At 73.0% G+C, this 22,855-nt stretch carries 20 protein-coding genes; 4 read left to right on the plus strand and 16 right to left on the minus strand.

Annotation, left to right across the window (positions count from 1 at the left end; translation table 11 throughout):
- The first annotated feature begins 96 nt into the window (after positions 1-96).
- The gene (locus VG869_00125) at positions 97-936 is read left to right on the plus strand and encodes a thioesterase family protein (GenBank protein HEV3449583.1); all 840 of its coding nucleotides are present in this window, start codon (positions 97-99) and stop codon (positions 934-936) included.
- Positions 937-953: 17 nt separating this feature from the next.
- On the plus strand, positions 954-1,931 hold the full coding sequence (locus VG869_00130) for an LLM class F420-dependent oxidoreductase (GenBank protein HEV3449584.1): 978 nt from the start codon (positions 954-956) through the stop codon (positions 1,929-1,931).
- A 16-nt stretch (positions 1,932-1,947) separates the two neighbouring features.
- Here the strand turns inward: VG869_00130 and VG869_00135 are convergent, their stop codons facing one another.
- The 5 genes from VG869_00135 to VG869_00155 form a co-directional block, all read right to left on the minus strand.
- Entirely contained in the window at positions 1,948-2,676 is a 729-nt protein-coding gene (locus VG869_00135) for a fatty acid desaturase (protein HEV3449585.1), read from the minus strand.
- 63 nt (positions 2,677-2,739) lie between these two features.
- Positions 2,740-3,468, minus strand: coding sequence for a maleylpyruvate isomerase family mycothiol-dependent enzyme (locus VG869_00140; GenBank protein HEV3449586.1), 729 nt, complete (start codon positions 3,466-3,468; stop codon positions 2,740-2,742).
- Positions 3,469-3,479: 11 nt separating this feature from the next.
- A complete protein-coding gene (locus tag VG869_00145; GenBank protein ID HEV3449587.1) occupies positions 3,480-4,229 on the minus strand; it encodes an SOS response-associated peptidase in 750 nt (249 codons plus the stop codon).
- A complete protein-coding gene (locus VG869_00150; protein HEV3449588.1) occupies positions 4,229-4,657 on the minus strand; it encodes a DUF3052 domain-containing protein in 429 nt (142 codons plus the stop codon). Before VG869_00150 ends, VG869_00145 begins: the two co-directional genes overlap by 1 nt.
- A 23-nt stretch (positions 4,658-4,680) precedes the next feature.
- On the minus strand, positions 4,681-5,961 hold the full coding sequence (locus VG869_00155) for an MFS transporter (GenBank protein HEV3449589.1): 1,281 nt from the start codon (positions 5,959-5,961) through the stop codon (positions 4,681-4,683).
- A gap of 67 nt (positions 5,962-6,028) precedes the next feature.
- Here VG869_00155 and VG869_00160 point away from each other — a divergent pair, with 67 nt between their 5' ends.
- Positions 6,029-6,664 carry a peroxiredoxin gene (locus VG869_00160; GenBank protein HEV3449590.1) on the plus strand — a complete coding sequence of 212 codons (636 nt, stop codon included), beginning with the start codon at positions 6,029-6,031 and terminating at the stop codon, positions 6,662-6,664.
- A gap of 4 nt (positions 6,665-6,668) precedes the next feature.
- On the opposite strand, the gene VG869_00165 is transcribed toward VG869_00160, so the two are convergent.
- From VG869_00165 to secA, 5 genes are all read right to left on the minus strand, one after another.
- Complete coding sequence (locus VG869_00165) at positions 6,669-7,838, minus strand: peptidoglycan DD-metalloendopeptidase family protein (protein ID HEV3449591.1); 1,170 nt, start codon at positions 7,836-7,838, stop codon at positions 6,669-6,671.
- A gap of 116 nt (positions 7,839-7,954) precedes the next feature.
- On the minus strand, positions 7,955-8,839 hold the full coding sequence (locus tag VG869_00170; GenBank protein HEV3449592.1) for a permease-like cell division protein FtsX: 885 nt from the start codon (positions 8,837-8,839) through the stop codon (positions 7,955-7,957).
- Positions 8,840-8,842: 3 nt separating this feature from the next.
- A complete protein-coding gene (gene ftsE, locus VG869_00175; GenBank protein ID HEV3449593.1) occupies positions 8,843-9,529 on the minus strand; it encodes a cell division ATP-binding protein FtsE in 687 nt (228 codons plus the stop codon).
- A gap of 100 nt (positions 9,530-9,629) precedes the next feature.
- The gene (gene prfB / locus VG869_00180) at positions 9,630-10,733 is read right to left on the minus strand and encodes a peptide chain release factor 2 (GenBank protein HEV3449594.1); all 1,104 of its coding nucleotides are present in this window, start codon (positions 10,731-10,733) and stop codon (positions 9,630-9,632) included.
- 30 nt (positions 10,734-10,763) lie between these two features.
- On the minus strand, positions 10,764-13,529 hold the full coding sequence (gene secA, locus VG869_00185) for a preprotein translocase subunit SecA (protein HEV3449595.1): 2,766 nt from the start codon (positions 13,527-13,529) through the stop codon (positions 10,764-10,766).
- An 85-nt stretch (positions 13,530-13,614) separates the two neighbouring features.
- Between secA and VG869_00190 the strand changes: the two genes are divergently transcribed.
- The gene (locus tag VG869_00190; GenBank protein HEV3449596.1) at positions 13,615-15,597 is read left to right on the plus strand and encodes an arabinofuranosyltransferase; all 1,983 of its coding nucleotides are present in this window, start codon (positions 13,615-13,617) and stop codon (positions 15,595-15,597) included.
- On the opposite strand, the gene raiA is transcribed toward VG869_00190, so the two are convergent.
- The 6 genes from raiA to VG869_00220 all read right to left on the minus strand — a co-directional run bounded on the left by raiA (position 15,594) and on the right by VG869_00220 (position 22,803).
- Entirely contained in the window at positions 15,594-15,878 is a 285-nt protein-coding gene (gene raiA, locus VG869_00195) for a ribosome-associated translation inhibitor RaiA (GenBank protein ID HEV3449597.1), read from the minus strand. The genes VG869_00190 and raiA overlap by 4 nt on opposite strands.
- Before the next feature lie 57 nt (positions 15,879-15,935).
- The gene (gene ahcY / locus VG869_00200; GenBank protein HEV3449598.1) at positions 15,936-17,384 is read right to left on the minus strand and encodes an adenosylhomocysteinase; all 1,449 of its coding nucleotides are present in this window, start codon (positions 17,382-17,384) and stop codon (positions 15,936-15,938) included.
- Between the two features lie 105 nt (positions 17,385-17,489).
- Positions 17,490-18,542 (minus strand): bifunctional phosphoglucose/phosphomannose isomerase, encoded by a 1,053-nt coding sequence (locus tag VG869_00205; protein ID HEV3449599.1) that lies wholly within the window; start codon positions 18,540-18,542, stop codon positions 17,490-17,492.
- A gap of 5 nt (positions 18,543-18,547) precedes the next feature.
- Complete coding sequence (locus tag VG869_00210; protein ID HEV3449600.1) at positions 18,548-18,784, minus strand: Trm112 family protein; 237 nt, start codon at positions 18,782-18,784, stop codon at positions 18,548-18,550.
- Between the two features lie 4 nt (positions 18,785-18,788).
- Positions 18,789-20,165 (minus strand): phosphomannomutase/phosphoglucomutase, encoded by a 1,377-nt coding sequence (gene manB, locus VG869_00215; GenBank protein HEV3449601.1) that lies wholly within the window; start codon positions 20,163-20,165, stop codon positions 18,789-18,791.
- Between the two features lie 7 nt (positions 20,166-20,172).
- Positions 20,173-22,803, minus strand: coding sequence for a hypothetical protein (locus tag VG869_00220; protein HEV3449602.1), 2,631 nt, complete (start codon positions 22,801-22,803; stop codon positions 20,173-20,175).
- Between the last annotated feature and the right edge of the window lie 52 nt (positions 22,804-22,855).

Below are 22,855 nucleotides of genomic sequence, written 5' to 3' on the forward strand. Positions count from 1 at the left end.
CGTGGGATTCTTCCAGACGATCGCGACCGGCCGTGTCGTCGTCTCGAGGGTGGGGGCCGCCGCCGTCGGACCGGTTAGCGTCGCCCGCCGGTGGACATGCTCGAGTTCTACGACCTCGTCCCGACCGACGACCCCCGGCGGTGGCGGCTCCCGGTCGTGCGCGCGCTGTGCTCCGGCATGGGCGGGCTCTTCGGCGGGGCCGCGCTCGGCGCCTCGGTCGAGGTGCTCGAGCGAGTCACCGGTCGTCCGCTGGTCTGGGCGACCGCCCAGTACCTCGCCTTCGCGCGGCCGCCCGACGTCGTCGAGCTCGAGGTGGTCGAGGCGGCGCGAGGGCACCAGTCGTCGCAGGGCCGCGTCCTGGCCCGCGTCGACGGGCGTGAGATCTTCACCGTCGTGGGCGCGCTCGGGCGTCGTCACCTGGACTGGTCCGGGTCGTGGGCGGTCCGACCCGACGTCCCCCCGGTCGCCGAGAGCCCGGTGCGGCCCGTCGCGCCCCACCATCGCGGCACGATCGCCGAGCGCCTGGAGATGCGGCTCGCCAACGCCCGGCCCCTCGAGGCTCTGGACGGCACGCCCGGCGACGGCCGCAGCGCGCTGTGGGCCCGCCTCCCGGGGATCCCGGCGACCGGCGCGGCGCTGGCGGTCGTCGCCGACTACGTGCCGTTCGGCATCGGCCAGGCCCTCGGGCACCCGACGTCGAGCAACAGCCTCGACAACACCCTCCGCATCGTGCGCCCCTCGCACCGTCACCCGACCGAGTGGGTCCTCGCCGACGTGCGCGTGCAGGCGGTTGCCGACGGCTTCGGTCACGGCGTCGTCCACCTCTGGGCGGAGGACGGCACGCTGCTCGCCACCGCCAGCCAGTCGACGATCGTCCGCCGCCGGCGCCGCGAGGGCGGCGCCGATCCTGATCCCGAGCCCGCGACCGTGACCTGACCCCCGGAGGTGCGCCGATGACTGTCCCCGCCCGGTACGGCGTCACCGTCCCCCTGCCCGGCATCCCGCTCCACGACCACCGGCACTGGTACGAGGAGATCGCCGGGCTCGGGTACACCGACGTGTGGTCGGCCGAGGCCGGCGCGACCGACGCGTTCACGCCGCTCGTCCTGGCGGCGGCGTGGACGCCACAGCTGCGCCTCGGCACCGCGATCGTGCCCGTGTACACGCGGGGCGCGGCGACGCTGGCCCAGTCGGTGGCGGCGATGTGCGACGCCGCACCGGGGCGGTTCGCGCTCGGGCTCGGGACGTCGTCGGACGTGATCGTCGAGCGGTGGAACGCGATCCCCTTCGAGAAGCCCTACCACCGGGTGCGGGACACGATTCGGTTCCTGCGCGCCGCGCTCCCCGGCGAGAAGGTCACCGCCGAGTACGAGACGTTCGCGGTGCGGGGCTTCCGCCTCGAGACGCCGGTGGCCGAGATGCCTCCCATCCTCGTCGCCGCGCTGCGGCCGGGCATGCTCCGCCTGGCTGGGCGCGAGGGCGACGGCGCCATCATCAACTGGCTCTCGGCTGAGGACGTGAAGACCGTCGTCCCGCACGTCGGCGCCGACAAGGAGATCGTGGCCCGGATCTTCGTGCTGCCGACCGAGGACCGGGAGCTCGTGCGTCTCGTCGGCCGGCGGGCCATCGCCGCCTACCTGAACGTGCCCGTCTACGCCGCCTTCCACCAGTGGCTGGGTCGCGGCGAGCAGCTCGAGCCGATGTGGCAGGCCTGGCGAGCCGGGGACCGGGCCGCCGCGATCGAGGCCATCCCCGAGTCGCTCGTCGACGAGCTCCTCGTCCACGGCTCGGCCGCCGAGTGCCGCGAGCACCTGGCCCGCTACGCCGCCAACGGGGTCACCACGCCGGCGCCCGCCATCCTGGGTCTCGGCGCTGACCACCTGCGCGATGCGCTGCGCGAGCTGGCCCCGGGCGCGAGCCCGGCCGACTGACCCGGACCGGGGCCGGTCAGGTGGCGCGCGCGGGCAGGCTGCGGTGACGGATGCGGGCCAGGCGCAGCGATGCGAGCGCGCGGACCGCCCACCAGCCGGGGTCCAGGTCGCCGCGTGCCCGCGCGAACCGGGCTGACGTCGGCGCGGCGTGGTGGTTGTTGTGCAGGCCCTCCCCCGCGGTGATGAGGGCGAGCAGCCGGCCGTTCGTGGCCGAGTTCGGGTGGGGCCGCCGCCCGACCGTGTGGCCGACGGCGTTGATCGATCCGGACAGGCCGAGGTAGCTGACCAGGTGGACGCCGGCGGCGAGGAGGCCCGTCGGCCAGCCCAGCAGCAGGCAGAGGATGGTGACCCCGATCCCGAGCCCGAGCCAGGCCCGGTCGAAGAGCCACCGGTCGAGGACGTCGGCCGGCAGGTCGCGGGCGTACCGGGAGACCGTCACCCCGTCGCGGGCGGTGCGCCGGTAGAGGGCGGCGTTCGCGAGCTGCACCCGCCAGAAGCCGAGCACGGCCGGCGAGTGGGGGTCATCGGCGGTGTCGGTGGACGAGTGGTGGCGGCGATGGACCGCGGCCCACTCGCGCGGCTTCATCCCGGTGGTGATCCAGATGAAGAAGCGGAGCGCCCCCGTGGCCACCGGGTGGAGCGTGATCGCCCGGTGCGCGAGGCCCCGGTGGAGGTAGACGGTGGTGGCGAGGATCGCCGCCTGCGCGACGACGAGCCCGACGACGAGAGCGGTGATGACGTGCACACGGGCAACGTAGCGGGCCGAGGCGGCCGGGCGCCGAACCGGCGGTGACCGGCTCCTGAACGCTCAGAACGCGGCGTGGGCGAGGAAGCCGTCGAGGACCGATCGGGTCCCGAGGACCTCGACGCGCTCGGGCTCGAACCGGCGCAGGAGGACGAGGAGCAGATCGGACGCCGGGCCGCGCACGGCGACGTCGCCCTTGGCGTGACGCCGCTCGATGGCGGGGCCGGCCTCGGTGAGGGTGACGAGCCACTCGCCCGCTTCGTCGGTGCAGTGCAGGTGCAGCGTCTCGCCGTCGCCAGACGGGGGCTCGGCCCCGGGTCGGAAGGCGAGCAGCGCCAGCCACTCGTCGATGCCGTCGGCCGCGAGCGCGGCCGGCACGGGCGTCGGCGGCCCCGCCGCCAGCTCGGCGTCGACCCGATGGATGGCGGTCTCGTGGGCCTGGCGGCGCTGCCAGAAGCCGACCGTCCGGTCGGGCGCCCACGTCCAGGCCGGGTCGCTGGCGGGCCGGTCGAGGACCTCGACGAGGCGCGCCGCGCCGGCGCGGACCCACGCTGGCAGCTGGTCGCCGCTCGGGGGCTTCGGGAGCCCGGCCGGCGACACCGGCTCGGTCGCCTCGACGCAGGTGGCCGCCCATCGGTGCACGCGGCCCATGTGGCCGAGCAGCGCCCCCACGTCCCAGTCCGGGCACGAGGGGACCGACGCGTCGACGCCGGCCCGCTCGGCCGCGGCGACGAGCGCGTCGGCCTCGTCGCGAATGGCGGCGCGGTAGGCGTCGGGCGCGAGCAGCGGCACGGCGGGCGAGCCTACGGGACGGCCATCGGGTCGACGGGCCGCACGAGGTCGGCGTCCTTGTCGACGACGCGGTTCACGCGGCTCGACACCGTGTAGGCCTCGAGCCCGTCGTCGGGCGCGGGCACGAGCAGACGCTCGAGCGCCTCGAGGCGGTCCTCGTCGGCCGGTCGCGGCGCGAGCCAGGCGCCCCAGGCCTCCTCGGGCAGCAGGACGGGCATGCGGTCGTGGATCGGCGCGACGAGCCGGTTGGCGCCGGTGGTGACGATGGCGCACGAGCGGAGCCAGCCGTCCTCGTCCCCCACCGCGCCGGCGAGCTCGTCCGGCACCCGCCACACCGACCAGAGACCCGCGAACGCCAGCGGCTCGCCGTCGCGCCGGTGGATGAACACCGGCTCCTTCTGCGGCCGCGAGGACGGCGGCGCCGGCTCGAGGCGACGCCACTCGTAGAAGCCGTCGGCCGGGATGATGCAGCGGCGCTTCGCGAAGGCGCGGCGGTGCCGGGTGGCGAGCGTCTCGGCACGGGCGTTGATCATCCGGTCGCCGACGGACGGGTCCTTCGCGCCCGGGGGGACGAGCCCCCACCGCAGCCGGGACAGCACCCGTCGGGTCGCGTCGCCGCTGTCGCGCTCGCGGACGGCGAGCACGTTCTCGCGAGGCGCCACGTTGTAGTCGGGTGTGTGCCCGTCGGCGTTGACGTCGTCGACGTGGAACCGCTCCGCGAGCAGCGTCGGCGACGACGCGACGACGAAGCGCCCGCACATCAGCGGGGGCGGTCGGCGACGCGGTAGACGAAGCGGAGCCCGGACCAGGTGCCGTCGATCGCCGCCACCTTGTTGTCGACGAGACCGTCGCGGAGCCCGACCTCGCGCACCGAGTTCTCGGTGAGGTCGGTCGCGACCCCCGAGGTCCGCTTCGGCCAGGCGATCCACAGCCCGCCGTGGGCCTCGAGGCCGCGGTGCAGGACCGGGAACCGGCGGGCGAGCTCGGCCCGCCGGGTGACGAAGAACACGACGACGTCGAGCCGGCCCCGGGCCTGGGTGCGCAGCCGCGCCCCCGGCGGCAGGTGCAGCGTCTCGGCGAAGCCGTTCGGCGCCGCGACCACCGCGACGCACTGCCCGGGACGGATCCCGAGCTTTCGCGCCAGCGGCGTACCGGAGTATCCGACCACGGAGCCACGCTGCTCGCCCACGGCCCTCGCCGTCAACACCGCGTTCAGTCCGCGTCGGTGCGATATCGGGCGAACTGGGGCACGGCCGCGGCCAGGAGCCCGACGCCGACGATGCACGCGACGCCGCCGGACACGACCGAGACCGTCGGCGTGAAGGCCGACGCGACGAGCCCGGCCTCGACGTCGCCGATCCGGGGGCCGCCGATGACGACCAGCGTGTGGACGCCCGACAGGCGGCCGCGCAGGTCGTCGGGCGCGTTGACCTGGAGCACGGTGCCGCGAAAGACCGCCGACACGATGTCGGCGCCACCGGCCACCGCGAGGCAGCCCAACGCCAGCCCGAGGTGGTCGCCGCTGACGCCGAAGGCGACGATGCCGAGCCCCCAGACCGTCACCGCCCAGAGCACGGCCAGGCCCTGCCGCCGCACGTGCCGGACCCAGCCCGCGGTGAGGGCGCCGACCAGGCCGCCGGCGGCGACCGCCGAGAACAGCAGCCCGACGGTCTCGGAGCCGCCCCCGAAGCGGGTGACCGCCAGCACCGGGAACAGGGCCCGCGGCATACCGAAGACCATGGCCACGAGGTCGACGTAGAACGTCGCCTGCAGCACCCGCTTCCCAGCGAGGAAGCGGAAGGCCCCGGTGAGCTCGGCCCACGCGCCGGCCAGGAGCGGCCCGGCCCGGGCGCCGGCCGCGGGCGGACGCTGCGGACGCATGAGCGTGCAGGCCGCGATCGTGGCGCCGAAGCTGACGACGTCGACCCCGTAGGCGACCGACAGCCCGAGCTGGTCGATGAGCACCCCGCCGAGCGCGGGGCCGACGATGAGACAGGTGTTCCACATCACCTGGTTCAGCGACAGCGCCGACGGCAGCTGCTCGCGGGCCACGAGGTTGGGGGTCATCGAGGCGCGCGTGGACAGCGAGAAGCCGGCGAACCCGGCGACGAGGCCGGCACCGGTGTACACGAGGGCGAGCGGCGGGTGGCCGGCGAGCGCGCCCACGAGCAGGAGGCCGGAGGCGCCGAGCTGGCCGCACTGGGCGACGAGGAGGAGCCGGCGCCGATCGAAGCGGTCGATGATCGGGCCGCCGAGGAGCGCGGCGCCGGCCAGCGGGACCAGCTGCGCGGCGCCGACCGCCCCGACCGCGGCGGTCGAGCCGGTGAGGGCGAAGACCTGGACGAAGAGCGCCACCAGCGCCACCTGGGAGCCGGCCTCGGAGACGAGGTCCCCGAGCCACAGGAGCCGGAAGTCCCGGGAGCGGCGCAGCGGGGTCAGGTCGACGGCGAGGCGGCGCCACCGGGCCCGACCCTGAAATCCCGACCTCTCCAATCGACTTTTCCGGCGGCGCGCCTATGCTGAGGACGGCGCAGCCTACGACGCACAGGGAGGTACCGAGATGGCTCTTCGCTTGGGGGACGAGGCCCCGAACTTCACCGCCGAGACCACCGAGGGCACCCTCAACTTCTACGACTATCTCGGGAACAGCTGGGGGGTGCTCTTCTCGCACCCGAAGGACTTCACGCCGGTGTGCACGACCGAGCTCGGCCGGGTGGCGGCGCTGAAGCCGGAGTTCGACAAGCGGAACGTGAAGGTGGTCGGGCTGTCGGTCGACCCGCTCGAGTCGCATCGGGGTTGGGCCGGCGACATCGCCGAGACCCAGGGGCACGCGCTGAACTTCCCGCTCGTCGCCGACCCGGACCGCAAGGTGGCCGAGCTCTACGACATGATCCACCCGAACATGGCCGAGAACGTCACCGTGCGCTCGGTCTTCATCATCGGGCCGGACAAGAAGGTGAAGCTCATCATCACCTACCCGCAGAGCACGGGGCGCAACTTCGACGAGATCCTCCGCGTGATCGACTCGCTGCAGCTGACGGCGAACTACAGCGTGTCCACGCCGAGCGACTGGAAGCAGGGCGAGGACGTCATCATCGCTCCCGCGATCTCCGACGAGGACGCCAAGGCCAAGTTCCCGAAGGGCTGGAAGACGCTGAAGCCCTACCTGCGGGTGACGCCCCAGCCCGACAAGTAGTCGGTCAGGAGAGGTAGCTGGTCGGGTCGACCGGGTTGCCGCTGAGCCGCACCTCGAAGTGCAGGTGCGGGCCGGTCGAGTAGCCGGTGCTGCCGACGTAGCCGATCACGTCGCCGGCGTTCACGTGCTGGCCCGCGGTGACGGCCAGGCGTGACTGGTGCCCGTAGAGGGTCCCCATGCCGCCGCCGTCGTCGATGACGACCGCGTTGCCGTACCCGCCCTGGGGGCTGGCGATGACGACAACCCCGGCTCGACAGGCGTGGATCGGCGTGCCGTAGGTGGCCTGGAGGTCGTCGCCGGGGTGGAAGCCGCGGGCGCCGCTGATCGGGTCGACCCGAGGCCCGAACCCGCTGATGATCGGGCCGGGCACGGGCCGGGCGTCGCAGTGGCCGACCGAGCCGGGCAGGTTGCTGCGGCGGAGCGCCGCCCCGATCGAGTCGGACGCGCCCTGCAGCGAGTTCAGCTCCACCTCGAACTCGCCCTTGCGGGCCTGGATGGAGGCGACCGCCTGCTGCTCGGCCGCCTGCTGCTGCGCGGCCTGGGTCTGCGCCGGCTGGAGCTGGGCGACGAGGCCCGCGATCTGGTCCCGTGCCGCCTGGGCCTGGTGCGCGAGCCCGTCCGCCTGGGCCTTCACGGCCGCGAAGGCGCGTCGCTCGCTGTCGATCTGGTCGCGGAGGGACCGGACCCGCTCGACGAGCCCCTTGCGGAGCTGGGCGATCCAGTGCAGGTAGTGCTGGCCGGCAGTGAGGTCGGCCGGTGCCGCGACCTGGATCGAGTCGTAGCCGTCGCCGGTGCGGGCCGAGATCAGCAGCGACGCCGCCGAGGCGTTCAGGGCCCGCTGCGCCTGGTCGAGCTGGAGCTGGGTCTGGCGCTCCTGGGTGTCGACCGCGTTGTACTGGGCCGTGATCCGGTCGGCGGTGGCCTGGAGCGGGTCGAGCTTGGCTTGGGCGGCCGCCAGCTGGGTCTGCAGCTCGGCGACCCGGGCGTCGAGCACGGCGTGCTGGTCGCGGATGGACTGCAGCGCCGCGAGGGCCTGGATCTCCGCCGTCGACGCCTCGGTGATCTGGTTCTGGAGCGCCTGGGTCTGGTTGCCGCCGCCGGTCTGGGCCCCCGCCAGGCTGGGCGCGCCGAGGACGGCGGCGACCGCGACGAGGAGCAGGGCCCGAGCACGCATGGAGACCGCCAGGCTAAACAACACTGGTCACAGTGGCAACAGGGACCCCGGCGGGGCGCCGGGACCCGAGCCTTGGATCGGCCCGGCGGGCGCCGGGCTGAAGCCGCCCGGCCCGCTCAGACCCGCAGGAAGCGCCCGAGCCCGATGGCGGAGCCGATCAGGCCGATCACGACGCCGAGCCCGAGCACGATGAGGGCGATGGAGCTGGCGTCCCAGGTGGTGACGTAGAACTCGCGGAAGAACCCGGTGGGGCTCGAGAACCAGTGGTCGAAGCCCACCTTCAGGGACGCCACGACGCCGACCGCGAGGCCGGCCCCGATGATCCCCTGGATGAGGCCCTCGGCCATGAACGGGATGCGGACGAACCAGTTCGACGCGCCGACCAGCTTCATGACCTCGATCTCGCGTCGCCGCGCGAACGTCGCCAGGCGGATCGTGTTGACGATCAGGAACAGCGAGGACGCGAGCAGGACGAGCGACAGGCCGAAGAAGATGAGCTTGGCCGTGTTCGTGGCGTCGAGGAGCCCCCGCAGCGCCTGCTGCGGGCTCTCGACCGTATCGACCCCCGGCACGGTCTGGTAGCGCCGTTGGATGCTGTTCGTGAGCTCGGCGCGTCTGGGCACGATCCGGAACGAGGTCGGCAGCGCGCTGGCGTCGACGTTCCTCGTCAGGTCCGGGTCCTTGCGGAAGATCCGCTTGAACTCGGCCAGCGCCGCCTTCTTGTCCAGGAACGCGAACGACTTCACCGCGGTGTCGCTCCTCAGCGTCGACCGCACGTCGTCGATCTGGCGGCCGGTGGCGTCCACGGTCATGAAGATCTCGAGCCGCACGCCGCCCTTGATGCTCGTGGTGCCGTGGTCGACCCACTTCCCGAGCAGCATGATCCCGCCGAAGAGGGCGAGCGACACGGCCACGGTGAGCACGCCGGCCACCGTCATCAGCAGGTTGCGGCGCAGCGACACGAGGGTCTCGCGACCGAAGTAGGCGATCCGGCTCAGCATCGCTCAGCTCCCGACGCCGTAGACGCCCCGGGTGTCGTCGCGCATCATCATCCCGTGGTCGAGCTCGACCACGCGGCGGCGCATGGCGTCGACGATGCGCTGGTCGTGCGTGGCCATGACGACGGTCGTGCCGGTGCGGTTGATCCGGTCCAGGATGCGCATGATGCCGACCGTCGTGGCCGGGTCGACGTTCCCGGTCGGCTCATCGGCGAGCAGGATCAGCGGCCGGTTGACGAAGGCCCGCGCGATCGAGACCCGCTGCTGCTCGCCACCGGACAGCTCGTTCGGGAAGCGACCCGCCTTCTTGGCCAGGCCCACGAGGTCGAGGACCTGGGGCACCTGGGTCCGGATCACGTGTCGGGGCCGCCCGATGACCTCCATCGCGAAGGCGACGTTCTCGTACACGGTTCGGGTCGGCAGGAGCTTGAAGTCCTGGAAGATGCACCCGATGTTGCGGCGCAGCTGCGGGACCTTCCAGTGCGAGAGTCGCGAGATGTCTCGGCCCGCGACCACGATGCGGCCCGCGGTCGGGTACTCCTCGCGGAGCAGCAGGCGCAGGAACGTGGACTTGCCCGAGCCCGACGGGCCGACGAGGAACAGGAACTCGCCCTTGCTCACGTCGACGGAGATGTCACGGAGCGCGGTGATGTTGCCCTTGTAGACCTTGTCGACGTTCTCGAAGCGGATCATGCAGCGAACGAGGTCCCGGGTGGGGGGCGTCAGGGACGAACTGAGGGTAGCAGGGCGGCCTCGGCGAGACTCGACAAGGCGTCCGAGCGGCCGCGCCGGTCTAGGTGCGCTGGGCGCGGCGCCACTGGAGCCAGGACTCGATGAACCCGTCGAGGTCGCCGTCGAGCACCGCGTCGACGTTGCCGGTCTCGTGGCGGGTCCGCTCGTCCTTGACGAGGCGGTACGGCGCCAGCGTGTACGTGCGGATCTGGTTCCCGAAGGCGACGTCGCGCTTCTCGCCCGAGAGGCGGACCAGCTCGGCCTCGCGCTCCTGCCGCTGCCGCTCGGCCAGGCGAGCGGCCAGGATCTGCATCGCCCGGGCCTTGTTCTGAGCCTGTGACCGCTCGTTCTGGCAGGACACGACGATCCCGGTGGGGAGGTGCGTGATCCGAACCGCGGAGTCGGTGACGTTGACGTGCTGGCCGCCGGCGCCGGACGAGCGGTAGGTGTCGACGCGCAGGTCGCCCGGGTCGATCTCGGGCTCCTCGGCCGCCTCGAGGTCCGGCACGCAGTCGAGCGACGCGAACGCGGTCTGGCGGCGCGCGTTGGCGTCGAAGGGCGAGATCCGGATGAGACGGTGCACCCCGCGCTCGCCTTGCAGCATGCCGTAGGCGTACCGGCCCTTCACGGTGAACGTGGCCGAGCTGATCCCAGCCTCGGTGCCCGGCTGGACGTCGTCGACCTCGACCTCGAAGCCGCGCCGCTCGGCCCAGCGCGTGAGCATGCGGAAGAGCATCTGGGTCCAGTCCTGGGCGTCCGTCCCGCCGGCGCCGGAGTGCACGTCGCAGATGGCGTCCCGCTCGTCGTGGTCGCCGGTGAACAGCGCCCGCAGCTCGAGTCGGTCGAGCTCCTGGCCGAGGGCCTGGCTCTCGGCCGCGATCTCCGGCTCGACCGAGGCGTCGCCCTCCTCGCGGCCGAGCCCGTGGAGCGTCTCGAGGTCGGAGAGGCGCCGCTCGAGCCCCTCGACGAGCGTCACGTCCTCACGGGCTCGGGCCAGGTCGCCGAGCAGCCGCCGGGCCCGATCCGGGTCGTCCCACAGGCCCGGGTCGGCGGCTTGGCCCTCGAGCTCGGCGGCGCGGTCCCGGGCCGCGTCGACCCGCAGGTAGCGCCGGGCGTCGCCGATGCGACGCTGGAGGTCGGCGAGCTCGTCAGAGAAGTCGCGCATGGCGGGGCCGGGGTCGGCCGAGACGGCCAGTCAGCGCCCGTGGCAGAGCTTGTACTTCTTGCCGCTGCCGCAGAAGCACGGCTCGTTGCGGCCCGGCGTCTTCTCGACCCGCACCGGCTCCTGCTGCAGTTCAGGGTCGTAGGGGTCGAGCGCCTCGGGCTCGGCCGGCAGCGCCGGCGCCGCGGCCTCGATCGGCTCGGGCGTCGGGGCGGCGAGCGCGGCGGTGAGAGCCTGCGCGCCCTGCACCGGGTCCTCCGGGGCGCTGTACTGCAGGTTGGCCGCGACGGGCCGAGGGGCCTCCTCGGTGATGACCTGCAGATGCGTCACGTAGCGGACGAAGTCCTCCTGGATCATCGCCATCATGGCCTCGAACATGTCGTAGCCCTCACGCTGCCACTCGGCGAGCGGGTCGCGTTGGCCCATAGCACGCAGGTTGATCCCCTCGCGCAGGTAGTCCATCTCGTAGAGGTGCTCGCGCCAGCGCTGGTCGATGACCGACAGCATCACCCGCCGCTCGATCTCGCGGAGGGTCTCCTTGCCGATCGCCTGCTCCTTCGCCTCGTACTTCGCCAGCGCCTCGCCGAGCACGAGCTCGCGGAGCTGGTCGACGTGCAGGCACTCGTCGAGCGCCTCACGCGTGACGTCGGTCGGCAGCGTCAGCTGCAGGTTGCGGAAGAACTCGGTGAGGTCCCAGTCCTCGGGGAACTCGCCCGGGCAGTAGCTGGCGATCAGCCCCTCGACGATCTCCTCGATCGCCGCGAAGGTGTCGTCGCGCAGGTCGTCGCCGTCGAGGATCTGCTGGCGACGCTGGTAGATGACCTTGCGCTGCTCGTTCATCACCTCGTCGTACTTGAGGACGTCCTTGCGGATCTCGAAGTTGCGGTCCTCGACCGTGCGCTGGGCCCGCTCGATAGCCTTCGTGACCATCTTCGCCTCGAGCGGCATGTCGTCCGGGAAGGCGCGGTCCATGACCCAGCTCATGGCCCCGGTCGCGAAGAGCCGCATGAGGTCGTCCTCGAGCGACAGGTAGAAGCGGCTCTCGCCGGGGTCGCCCTGGCGCCCGGACCGGCCTCGCAGCTGGTTGTCGATCCGTCGGCTCTCGTGACGCTCGGTGCCGAGCACGTAGAGGCCGCCGAGCTCCCGCACGCGGTCGCCGTCGTGCCCGCACTCCTCGGCGTAGCGCGCCGCGAGCTCGGCCAGGCGCGCCGGCGTCTCCTCGGGGCTGGCGCCGTCGGCGAGCAGGTCCCGCCGGGCCAGCCCGTCCGGGTTGCCCCCCAACAGGATGTCCACGCCCCGGCCGGCCATGTTCGTCGCCACCGTCACCGCCCCCGGCCGCCCGGCCTGGGCCACGACGTGAGCCTCCTTCTCGTGCTGCTTGGCGTTGAGCACGGCGTGTGGGATGCCACGGCGCTCCAACGTCCGCGACAGCCGCTCCGACTTCTCGACCGAGATCGTGCCGACGAGCACGGGCTGCTCGCGGTCGTGACGCTCCTGGATGTCGTCCGCGAGCGCCTCGAACTTCGCGGCCTCCGACTTGTAGATCAGGTCGGCGTGGTCGGCCCGGACCATGGGCATGTTCGTCGGGATCGTGACGACCTCGAGGCCGTAGGTGTGGGCGAACTCCCCGGCCTCGGTCGCGGCCGTGCCGGTCATCCCGGCGAGCTTGTCGTAGAGACGGAAGTAGTTCTGGAGGGTGATCGTGGCGAGGGTCTGGTTCTCCTCTTTGATCCGCACCCCCTCCTTGGCCTCGACGGCCTGGTGGAGCCCCTCGCTCCAGCGGCGACCCTCGAGGATGCGTCCCGTGAACTCGTCGACGATCTTCACCTCGCCCTGCTGGACGACGTAGTCGACGTCCCGCTTGAACAGCTCCTTCGCGCGCAGGGCGGCCTGCAGCTGGTGGACGAAGTTCTGGTTGACGTGCTCGTAGAGGTTCGGCACGCCGAGGGCGGCTTCGACTCGCCCGACGCCTTCCTCGGTGGGGACGACGGTTCGCTTCGCCTCGTCGACCTCGTAGTCGCGCTCGGCCTGGAGACCCCGGACGATGCGTGCGAACTGGTAGTAGAGCTGCTGCGCGTCGTCGGCCGGGCCCGAGATGATCAGCGGAGTCCTTGCCTCGTCGACGAGGATCGAGTCGACCTCGTCCACGATGGCGAAGAAGTGGCCGCGCTGGACCTGGTCCTCCCCGGACGCGGCCATGTTGTCGCGCAGGTAGTCGAACCCGAACTCGTTGTTCGTCCCGTACGTGAGGTCGGCTTGGTAGGCGGTCCGCTTGGCGCCGTAGTCGAAGATCTCGGGGATGACGATGCCGACGTCGAGGCCGAGGGCCCGGTAGATCTGGCCCATCCACTCGGCGTCGCGGCGGGCCAGGTAGTCGTTCACCGTCACGACGTGCGCGCCGTAGCCGGCCAGGGCGTTCAGGTACACCGGCAGCGTCGCCACGAGCGTCTTGCCCTCGCCAGTCTTCATCTCAGACACCCAGCCGAAGTGCAAGGCCGCGCCGCCCATCAGCTGGACGTCGAAGTGGCGCTGGCCGAGGGTGCGGCGGGCGGCCTCACGGACCACCGCGAAGGCTTCCGGGAGCAGGTCGTCGAGCGCGTCGAGGCGCGCCTCGCGCTCGGTGACGGCGTCGCCGGCCCGATCGAGGCGCCCGCGCAGCTCGGCGGTGAGGCCCCGCAGCTCGTCGTCGGTGCGGCGCTCCATCTCGGGCTCGAACGCGCCGACCTCGGGCACGACCGACTCCAGCGCCTTGAGCTTGCGGCCCTCGCCGGCGTGCAACAGCCGTTCGAAGAGTCCCATACCGGCGCCGAGTGTACCGGCGGGTCGCCCGATCACGATCCGCGGCGCGCGGCGGGCGTCGAGCGGCACTCCCTATGCTCACCGCGTGGGCTCCCTGGTCGCCGGCGAGCCGCTCGGGCGCGGGGAGCAGCGCTCGTTCGCGGCGGGGGTGGTCGCCGTCGTCGCCGCGCTCGGCGCGATCCTGCTCGCCGCCACGCCGCACGCCCAGAGCGGCGACCCCACCGTCGACGTCGCCGCTCGACTGTGGCTGGTGGTGTGCACCGTCGTCGTGCTCGTCGTGGTCCGCGCGCCGGTCTCGCGCGCGACGAAGGGGATCCTCGTCTCGATCGTCGTCGGCGCGGCCGTGATGCTCGGCGCCGCGCTCATCCTGAGCGCGAACGACTTCGCGCCCCTCGGCGCCGTGCTCGACCAGAGCCATCGCACCGCGCTCATCACGAAGTACGCCAACAACTGGGGCTGGGTGGACTTCGCCTACAAGGGCCTGCCGGACTCGTACCCGCCGCTCACGTTCTGGATCCTCGGCCGCCTGGCCGCGCTGCTGTCGATCGCGCCCTGGAAGATGCTGAAGGTCGACGTCCTGGCGACGGCGTTCCTCGTCCCGGTTCTCAGCTGGCCCCTGTGGCGGCGGGTGGTCGGACCGACCGCCGGGGTCGCGGCGGTCGTCGGCGGGGCCCTCCTCCTCCAGGCCTGGTACCGGCCGATGGCCTGGCTCGGCGTCGCGCTCTTCGTGCCGTGGTGGCTGTGGGGCGTCCTCGGCGTCGGCCGGGCGGCCCGCTCGCGGCGTGAGCTCGTCGCCGCGGCCGTGATCGGCGCCGCGCTGTTCTGCACCTACTACTTCCCGTTCGTCATCGGGGCACTCATGCTGGTCGTGACCGCGGCGCTCCGGCGTCCCGCCGCCGCCCGGGGGCTCGAGCTCCCACCGCGCCACCCGCGGGCGGCCGGTCTCGTGCTCGGCGGGACGGCGGCGCTCAGCGCGCCGTACTGGCTGCCGCTCCTGGTCTCGATCGTCCGCGACGGCTACCAGTCGAACACGAACCGCTACTACATCTCCGACTTCATCGACCTGCGGTTCCGCTTCCTCACCTTCGACGTGATCGGGATCGTGATGCTGTTCGGGCTCGCCTACCTGGTCCTCACCGCCCGTCGGTCACCGGTGTCCCTGTCGCTGGTGGGGCTGCTGGCGGCCGCGCTCGTCTACTACGTCGCCGACTACGTGGGCGTGCTGGCGAACGCCCCGCTGCTCTCGTTCGAGGGCAACGAGATCGTCGACTTCATCCTCGGGGCCGGCGCCGGCCTCGGCGCCGTCCACCTGTGGCAGCTCGCCCGATCGAACGAGGCGCTCCGAGCGCGGCTCGGGCGGGGCGGCGTCACCGCCGGCGCCGGGCTGGCGGCGGCGATCCTGGGGTTCAGCCTGGCCCAGACCGCGGTCCGGACCATCCCCTACGTCGACGAGCAGCGCAGCGCGGCGGAGCCCGCGGCGTTGCTCCGCGACTTCCGCCACGCCGCCGGCGAGCCCGTGGCCAACCGGGTCGTGCTCACCGACCTCAGCGAGCTCCCGGCCTTCCTTCCCGTGTACGTCTTCAACTGGTGGGACACGCAGGGCAACACGACGCCGGCCGCGAACGTGAACGACCGGACCGACTTCCTGATCCGGCTGTCGAAGGAGCACGACCCCCGAGCGTTCGCGGTGGCGGTCCTCCACAACGTCTACGACCGGGTGGACCTCGTGGCGCTCCGCCGCGACCCGGGCGCGGGCCTCGACTACACGTTCACCGACGACGCCTTCCCGCGGGGCCCGGTCCAGCGCACGCTCGTCTACGCCGACGCGCTGTTCGGGACGCCGACGTTCCGTCGCGTCGACACGACGAGCTTCACGCTGTTCCGGGTGTCGCATCAGCGCGACCCGCTGCGCGCGCTGCGCTCGTGCCCCGGCGATCCCACCCCCGACGCCTGTCGGGTGCTCGGCGCGCTCGCGCGCCGATACCCCGGTCACCTCGACCGCGCCGTGCTCGATCTCGCGGCGCGGTGGCGCGCCGCCCTCGCCCGCGTCGGCTCGGGCGGCCCCTAGCGGTTCTTGTCGCGCGTGACCTGGTGGCGCAGCTTGTCCACCACCAGGTCGAGCGCCGCCTCCGGGGCCATGGCCGCGGCACGGGCCCGGACCAGCTCTCGCCGCCGGTGCACGATGACCGCGCACCGGTGCCGCCGCTGGATCCGGGGGTTGTGCTCCTCGGAGAAGTCGACCTCGGCGCGCGAGACGTCTCGAGCCATGCGCTCGAGACGCCCGAGCTTGCGTTGCGCCGCGGTCCGAAGGGATGACGGGACGTTGCTCCCGCGGACGATCACGTCCATCGGCGCCTCCCCGTTGTGCCGGCTGGGGTCCGCTCCCCGGAGTGTACGACGGCGCCGTCAGTACCGGTAGTGGTCGGGCTTGTAGGGGCCGGCGACGGGAACGCCCAGGTAGCGGGCCTGGTCCTCGCTGAGGGTCGTGAGCCGCACACCGAGCTTGTCGAGGTGCAGCCGCGCCACCTCCTCGTCGAGGTGCTTCGGCAGCGTGTACACCTTCCGCTCGTAGAAGTCGGCGTGGGTGAACAGCTCGAGCTGCGCCAGCACCTGGTTCGTGAAGCTGTTCGACATCACGAAGCTCGGGTGCCCGGTCGCGCAGCCGAGGTTCAGGAGCCGGCCCTCGGCGAGCACGATGACGGCGTGCCCGTCGGGGAACCGCCAGGCGTCGACCTGCGGCTTGATGTTGACCCGCTCGATGCCGGGGACGGCCGCGAGCCCGGCCATGTCGATCTCGTTGTCGAAATGGCCGATGTTGCCGACGATCGCGTTGTGCTTCATCCGGGCCAGGTGCTCGGCGGTGAGGATGCTCGTGTTGCCGGTGGCGGTGACGAAGAGATCCGCAGTGTCGACGACGTCCTCGACGCGCAGCACCTCGTAGCCCTCCATCGCCGCCTGCAGCGCGCAGATGGGGTCGATCTCGGTGACGACGACGCGGGCACCCTGGCCGCGGAGCGACTGGGCGCAGCCCTTGCCGACGTCGCCGTAGCCGCAGATGACCGCGACCTTGCCGGCGAGCATGACGTCGGTCGCCCGGCAGATGCCGTCGACGAGCGAGTGGCGACAGCCGTACAGGTTGTCGAACTTCGACTTCGTCACCGAGTCGTTCACGTTGATGGCCGGGAAGAGCAACGCGCCCGACTCCTGCATCTGGTAGAGGCGGTGGACACCCGTCGTGGTCTCCTCCGTCACCCCCTGCACGCCGTCGGCGATCGTGTGCCAGCAGCGGTCGTCGTCGTCGCGGACGCGCCGCAGCATGGCGAGCACGACGCGCCACTCCTCGGGGTCACCGGGGGCGGCGTCCGGGACGGCGCCGGCCCGCTCGTACTCGACGCCTCGGTGCACGACGAGGGTGGCGTCACCGCCGTCGTCGAGGATGAGGTTGGGACCTGCGGCCCGGTCGGCGGGCCAGCGCAGCGCCTGCTCCGTGCACCACCAGTACTCCTCGAGCGTCTCGCCCTTCCACGCGAACACGGGCACGCCCCGGGCGGCGATCGCGGCCGCGGCGTGGTCCTGGGTGGAGAAGATGTTGCACGACGCCCACCGGACCTCGGCGCCGAGGGCGAGGAGGGTCTCGATGAGCACCGCGGTCTGGACGGTCATGTGGAGCGAGCCCGTGATCCGGGCGCCCGCGAGCGGCCGCGTCTCGGCGTAGCGGTCGCGCATGGCCATGAGGCCGGGCATCTCGTGCTCGGCGAGGGTGATCTCCTTGCGGCCGAACTCGGCCAGCGACAGGTCGGCGACCTTGAAGTCGGGCCGGTCGGTGGACGTGCTGCTGGGCGCGGTGGTGGTCATGCGACTCCTCCGTCGTTGAGCGGCGCGCGTCGACGCGCCTGGCGTATCGGGGAGTCGGCCCGGATCACCGGATGACAGCTCCGAGGAGCCCGACCGGCGTCCAGTTTACTGGGCGCCGACGGCGAGCGCGGTCTTCAGCTGCGTGATCGCGTCGATGGGACCGGGGTCGACGTCGTTGTCGAGGGCGAGGTAGCAGGACACCCAGTCTCCCAGGTACATGAGGTCGAGGAGCTCGGCCAGGCGGCCCTCGCCCTCGGCGCCGACCTCGATGACCTGGAGCAGCGCCTCCTCGATGAGCTCGGTGGTGCGGTCGATGCGGGCCGACAGCCGGTCGTGCTCGAAGCCGTGCCGCAGCGAGATCAGGGTGAGGAGCTGGCGGGTGACGTCGCCGTGCTGGCCCCAGCCGCAGACCTCGTTGTGGGTGAGCTCGGGGTACGCGGCCCAGAAGGCGGGGCTCTTGGCGTTCTCGTTGATGTCGCACTTCCACCGGTAGGCGGCGACGGCGCCGAGCGCGCCCCCTCCGTACACGAGCGGCACGCTGCGGCCGATGCGGCGGGCGAGCTCGCGCGCCGGGTTGGCCGGCGCGGGGGTGCGGGCGTCGCACTGGTCGCGCCGCCGGCTCAGCTGGGCCTGGGCCTGCACGAGGAGGGCGTGGCTCTCGGGGAACAGACCGACGCGGAAGAGCGTCATGAAGAGGGGCGCGACGAGGGCACCGATCGCGGCCCGGGGCATGGCCAGCCCGGGCGCGCACGGGACGTGGACGGCGCCGCGCTCGGCGGCCAGGGCGGCGAGCTCCCCGCCGACGCTCACCGCCACGAGGTGGGCGCGAGCGTCGAGGGCGCCGCGGGCCATCGAGACGGTCTCCTCGGTGTCCCCCGAGTACGACAGCGCCACCGCGAGCGTCCGGGGCCCGATGTACGCGGGGGTGCGCAGCTGCTTGAGGACGATGACGGGGACGGGCAGCGACGACCCCACCGCGCGCAGCACGTCGCCGGCGATGCCGGACCCGCCCATCCCGAGGACGGCGACGTGGTCGACGTCGCCGGGTCTCGGGAGCGCGGCCCGGTCGAGCGCGACCGCCGCGTGCTCGTGCGCGGCGGCCAGCTGCTCGGGGAGTCCGCGCACGGCGTCGAGGAACCCGAGCGAGTCGGTCGCCACCCGGCCTAGGCCTCGAACGTCGGCTGAATGCCCTCGGCCTCGGCCTTGGCGAGGAGCCGCTGGTGCTCGGCTCCGTCGACGGTCTCGGCCTCGTCGATCAGCATGATCGGGATGTCGTCGCGCACCGCGTACCGGCGCTGCAGGCGGGGGTTGTAGAGGGACGACTCGTCGGGGAAGTACAGCAGCGGTCCCTTGTCCTCGGGGCAGGCGAGGATCTCCAAGAGCTTGGGGTCGAGGGTCACCGGGTCAGTCTGCCTCGCCGCCGACGAGCGTGAGGACCTCGGCGACGTGCTGCCGGCAGGAGGCGTCGTCGGCGGCCTCGAGGTTGAGGCGCAGGAGCGGCTCGGTGTTGCTCGGTCGGAGGTTGAACCACCAGTCGCCGTGGTCGACGGTCAGCCCGTCGAGGCGGTCCTGGGTCGCGTCGGCGTGGGCGGCCGCGACCCGCTCGAGCACCGCGGGCGGGTCGGCGACCCGCCGGTTGATCTCCCCCGACTGGACGTAGCGCTCGTACGGCCGACGGAGCTCCGAGAGGGGCACGCCGGCCCGGGCCAGGGCCTCGAGGACGACGAGGGCGGCGATGATGCCGGAGTCGGCTCGGAAGTTGGCTCGGAAGTAGTAGTGGCCCGAGTGCTCGCCGCCGAAGATCGCCCCGGTGTCGGCCATGACCTGCTTGATGAACGAGTGCCCGACCCGGGTCCGCACGGGGATGCCGCCGAGCTCGCGGACGATCTCGGGGACGGCCTTCGAGCAGATGAGGTTGTGGACGATGGTGCGGTCGGCATCGCTGGCGTCGGCGGGGAGGCGTCGGAGGGTCGAGGCGGCGACGATCGCGGTGGTGAGCGAGCCGGACAGCGGCTGGGCCAGCTCGTCGACGAGGAAGACACGGTCGGCGTCGCCGTCGAAGGCCAGCCCGGCGTCGGCGCCGCGCGCTCGCACCGCGCGCTGGAGGTCGACGAGGTTCTCGGGCTGGATCGGGTCGGCGGGGTGGTTCGGGAAGGTCCCGTCGAGCTCCCCGAAGAGCATCTCGAGGTCGACGGGCAGGCCGGCGAACACGGCGGGGACGACGAGCCCGCCGACGCCGTTGGCGGTGTCGGCGACGACGCGCTGCCCTCGCAGTGTGTCCACGTCGACGAAGGACCGGACGTGGGCCACGAACTCGGGGAGGAGGTCGCGGTGCTCGACCCGGCCCCGCCGCGCCGCGGGCTCGACGCCGCCGGCGGCGACCGTCGCCTCGAGCGTGGCGAGGCCGGTCTCGGCGCCGACCGGTGCCGCGCCGGCGCGGCACAGCTTGATGCCGTTGTACTGGGACGGGTTGTGGCTGGCGGTGAACATCGCCGCCGGGGCGTCGAGGTGGCCGGAGGCGAAGTACACGAGGTCGGTGGACGCCAGCCCGAGGTCGACGACGTCGGCGCCGGCGGCGGTCGTCCCGTCGGTGAACGCGGCCACGAGCGGCTCGGACGACGGGCGGGCGTCGCGACCGACGAGCACCCGCGACGCCCCCGTGAAGCTGACGAAGGCACCCCCGACGAGGCGGGCGACCGACTCGTCGAGCTGGTCCGGGTAGACGCCGCGGATGTCGTAGGCCTTGAAGATGGCGTCGAGGGACGCCGGGGGTGAGCTCACGCGGCGGTCAACCTATCGGGCCCTCGCGGCGGCGCCGTCGGCCCGCCCACGCGAGGACGCCGACCCCGGCCAGCCCGAGGAGGGTGAGGAGCCGGCCGATCCACTCGGCGCCGGTCGTCCCGTAGGTGAGCCGGACGTCGTGGCCGGTCGGCACCACGACCATGAAGTTCGGCGTCGACCGGTAGGGGCCGGCGGCGCCGCTCACCTGCCAGTTCGGGAAGAACGAGGTCTTCACCACGACCGGGACGCCCGTGCGCGACACGTGGAACGACACGCTCGTCCGGTCGTGGCGGATGCGGGTGATCGCCACCGGCGGCAGCGGCCGAGGGGCGCGGAGGCGGGCGGCGGTGGGCTGGGCGCGCGGCCAGGAGGCGGGGCCGCTGGCCACGAGGGGCCGGCCGAGGGCGGCGGCGTCGTTGAACCACGGCACCGCGACGCAGTCCTGCCACTCGTGGAGGCGCACCGACCCGGCCTGGATGCCGGCGGCGACGAGCCGCTGCCGGCAGCGGGCCCGCTCGGCGCCCGAGAGCGGGTCGACGACGACGGGCTGGTCGGCGACGGCGGCGACCGTGGGCGCGGCCGCGACCTCGTAGATCCCCCAGGTGTCGGGCGCGATCCCGTCCCGGCCGGTGCGGCTCGTGGCCACGAGCCGCAGGCGGGGGTCGGTGGCGGCGGCGTGCCGGGAGGCCTCGGAGTGGGCGATGAAGTAGCGGATGCCGAGGAGCTGGAGGTACCGCACGCCGAGGCCGAAGCTCGCGAACGTGCGGTAGGGGACGCCGCGCACCGGGTTCGACGCGTTGCCGGGGGCGTCGAGGGTGGCGAGCGCCATGAAGACGTAGGGCGTGGTCGCGGACGACTCGTAGTAGAGGCCCTCGGTGGACGGGAAGCGACTGTCGGTCCAGTACGGGAGCAGCATGAGCGCCAGCGGCGTCCCGTAGCGGTCGAGGCCCGTCCCGCCCTCGAAGATCGTGCGGCCGGCGGGGAGCCGGCTGACGGTGTCGACGAGCCGCCGGTACTCCGGGTACGCCTTCTTCAGGCCCGGCCCCTGGCCCTTCCGGTCCTGGTAGCCGCTCTCGTTCCACTTGATCCAGAAGGGCAGGAAGTCCTTCGACCGGTCGAGGTTCACGAGCGCGCCGACCGCGAGCACGACGGTGAGCAGCGCCGCCGTGCCGGTGCTGACCCGCCCGACGGTGAGCCGGGGCGGCCGCGCCGCCGGCGCGGGGCCGTCGCCGGTGGGCGGGGCCGGGGCGCGCGTCTGCTCGCCGACGGCCCACGCCCGTCGGGCCAGCCACGCCGCGCCCCGCACGAGCTCGGCGACGCCGAGGCCCATGAGCAGGAACACGCACAGGTACCAGAACGGGAGGACCCGCAGGTTCCAGGCCGGGGCCACCTGGACGCTCGCCCAGACCCGGAACAGCAGCCCCGTGAGCGCGGTGAGGGTCACGAGCACCAGCGTCGAGCGGCGCCGCCCGACGATCCCGCCCACGACGGCGACGGTCAGCAGCGCGGCCGCCCCCCACTGCCAGGGCAGGACCCCGCGGACGCCCCACAGGTAGGACCAAGGAAAGAGGAAGTCGCCGTACTGGGTGATGGCGCCGTACCGCATGTCGGTCGTGTACTGGAGGGTGGCGACGAGCGGCACGCTCCACACCGCGGTCAGGAGGGCCCCGACCCCGCCGGCGGCGAGCGCCCGCAGCAGGGTGTCGCGGGGCCAGAACCCGACCAGCGCGACGGCCACGCCCACGAGGACCAGCACCGCCCACACGATGCTCGTGGGGTGCGTGGTGACGAGGAGCAGCGCCGCCACCGCCACGACCAGCGCCGCCCCCACCGACGCCACGGTCCGGCGCGAGACGGCCGGCCGGGGCCGCGACCCCGCCACCACCACGACGGCGCCGACGACGGCGAACACGGCCACGACGAGGTGGCTCATGGCCGTCCCGGCCAGCAGCACCGCCGGCAGCCAGAGGCCGCGCCCGGTGCGCAGCGACCACGCCAACGCGCCGAGGAAGCAGAGGGCCAGCGCCAGGGCGAGCGTGTACGAGAACTCGCCGGCGAGGTTGCTGGCCAGGTTCCCGCCCATGATGTGCTGGTCGAACGCGACCGTGTTGTGGTCGAACGCCGAGGTGCCGGGGTCGCCGTTGAAGAAGAGGAACCCGGTGGCGGCCACGGCCAGCCCGGCCGGCGCCGGGTTGGGGGCGCGCAGCCCCCGGGCGAACACGTACGCGCCGACGGGGAGGAGGACGGGTCCGAGCGCGGTGATCAGCTTGAAGGCGACGTTGTACGGGATGACGGCGTTCAGCCCGACGATGAGGATCGCCGGCAGCGGGAAGTAGAACTGCCCGGCCGGGAAGCCGTCGTAGAAGTCCGGGGACCAGCCGGACACCCGCCACGGCAGCAGGTGGTCACGCAGGTAGGCCGGCCACCAGACGTGGGCGCCGGTGTCGCCGCCGGCCGGTGTCGTGTTGCGGAGCAGGAGCCGGGGGTCGAGCTGCACGATGATGAACGCGCAGCACGCGGCGACGACGAGCAGGCCGACCCAGAGCTCGAGCCGCCCCCAGGGGGGCCGGGGGCGGGTGTCGTCCGGTGGCGGCGGCGCCGCGACGGGTGCGGGAAGCACCGGTGTCGGCGCGGCCATGCCCGTAGCCTGCCAGGGCGACCCGCGCGCTTGCGGGCGCGGGCCCGGCCGG

Source organism: Acidimicrobiia bacterium, from assembly GCA_035948415.1.
Classification (GTDB): domain Bacteria; phylum Actinomycetota; class Acidimicrobiia; order IMCC26256; family PALSA-555; genus PALSA-555.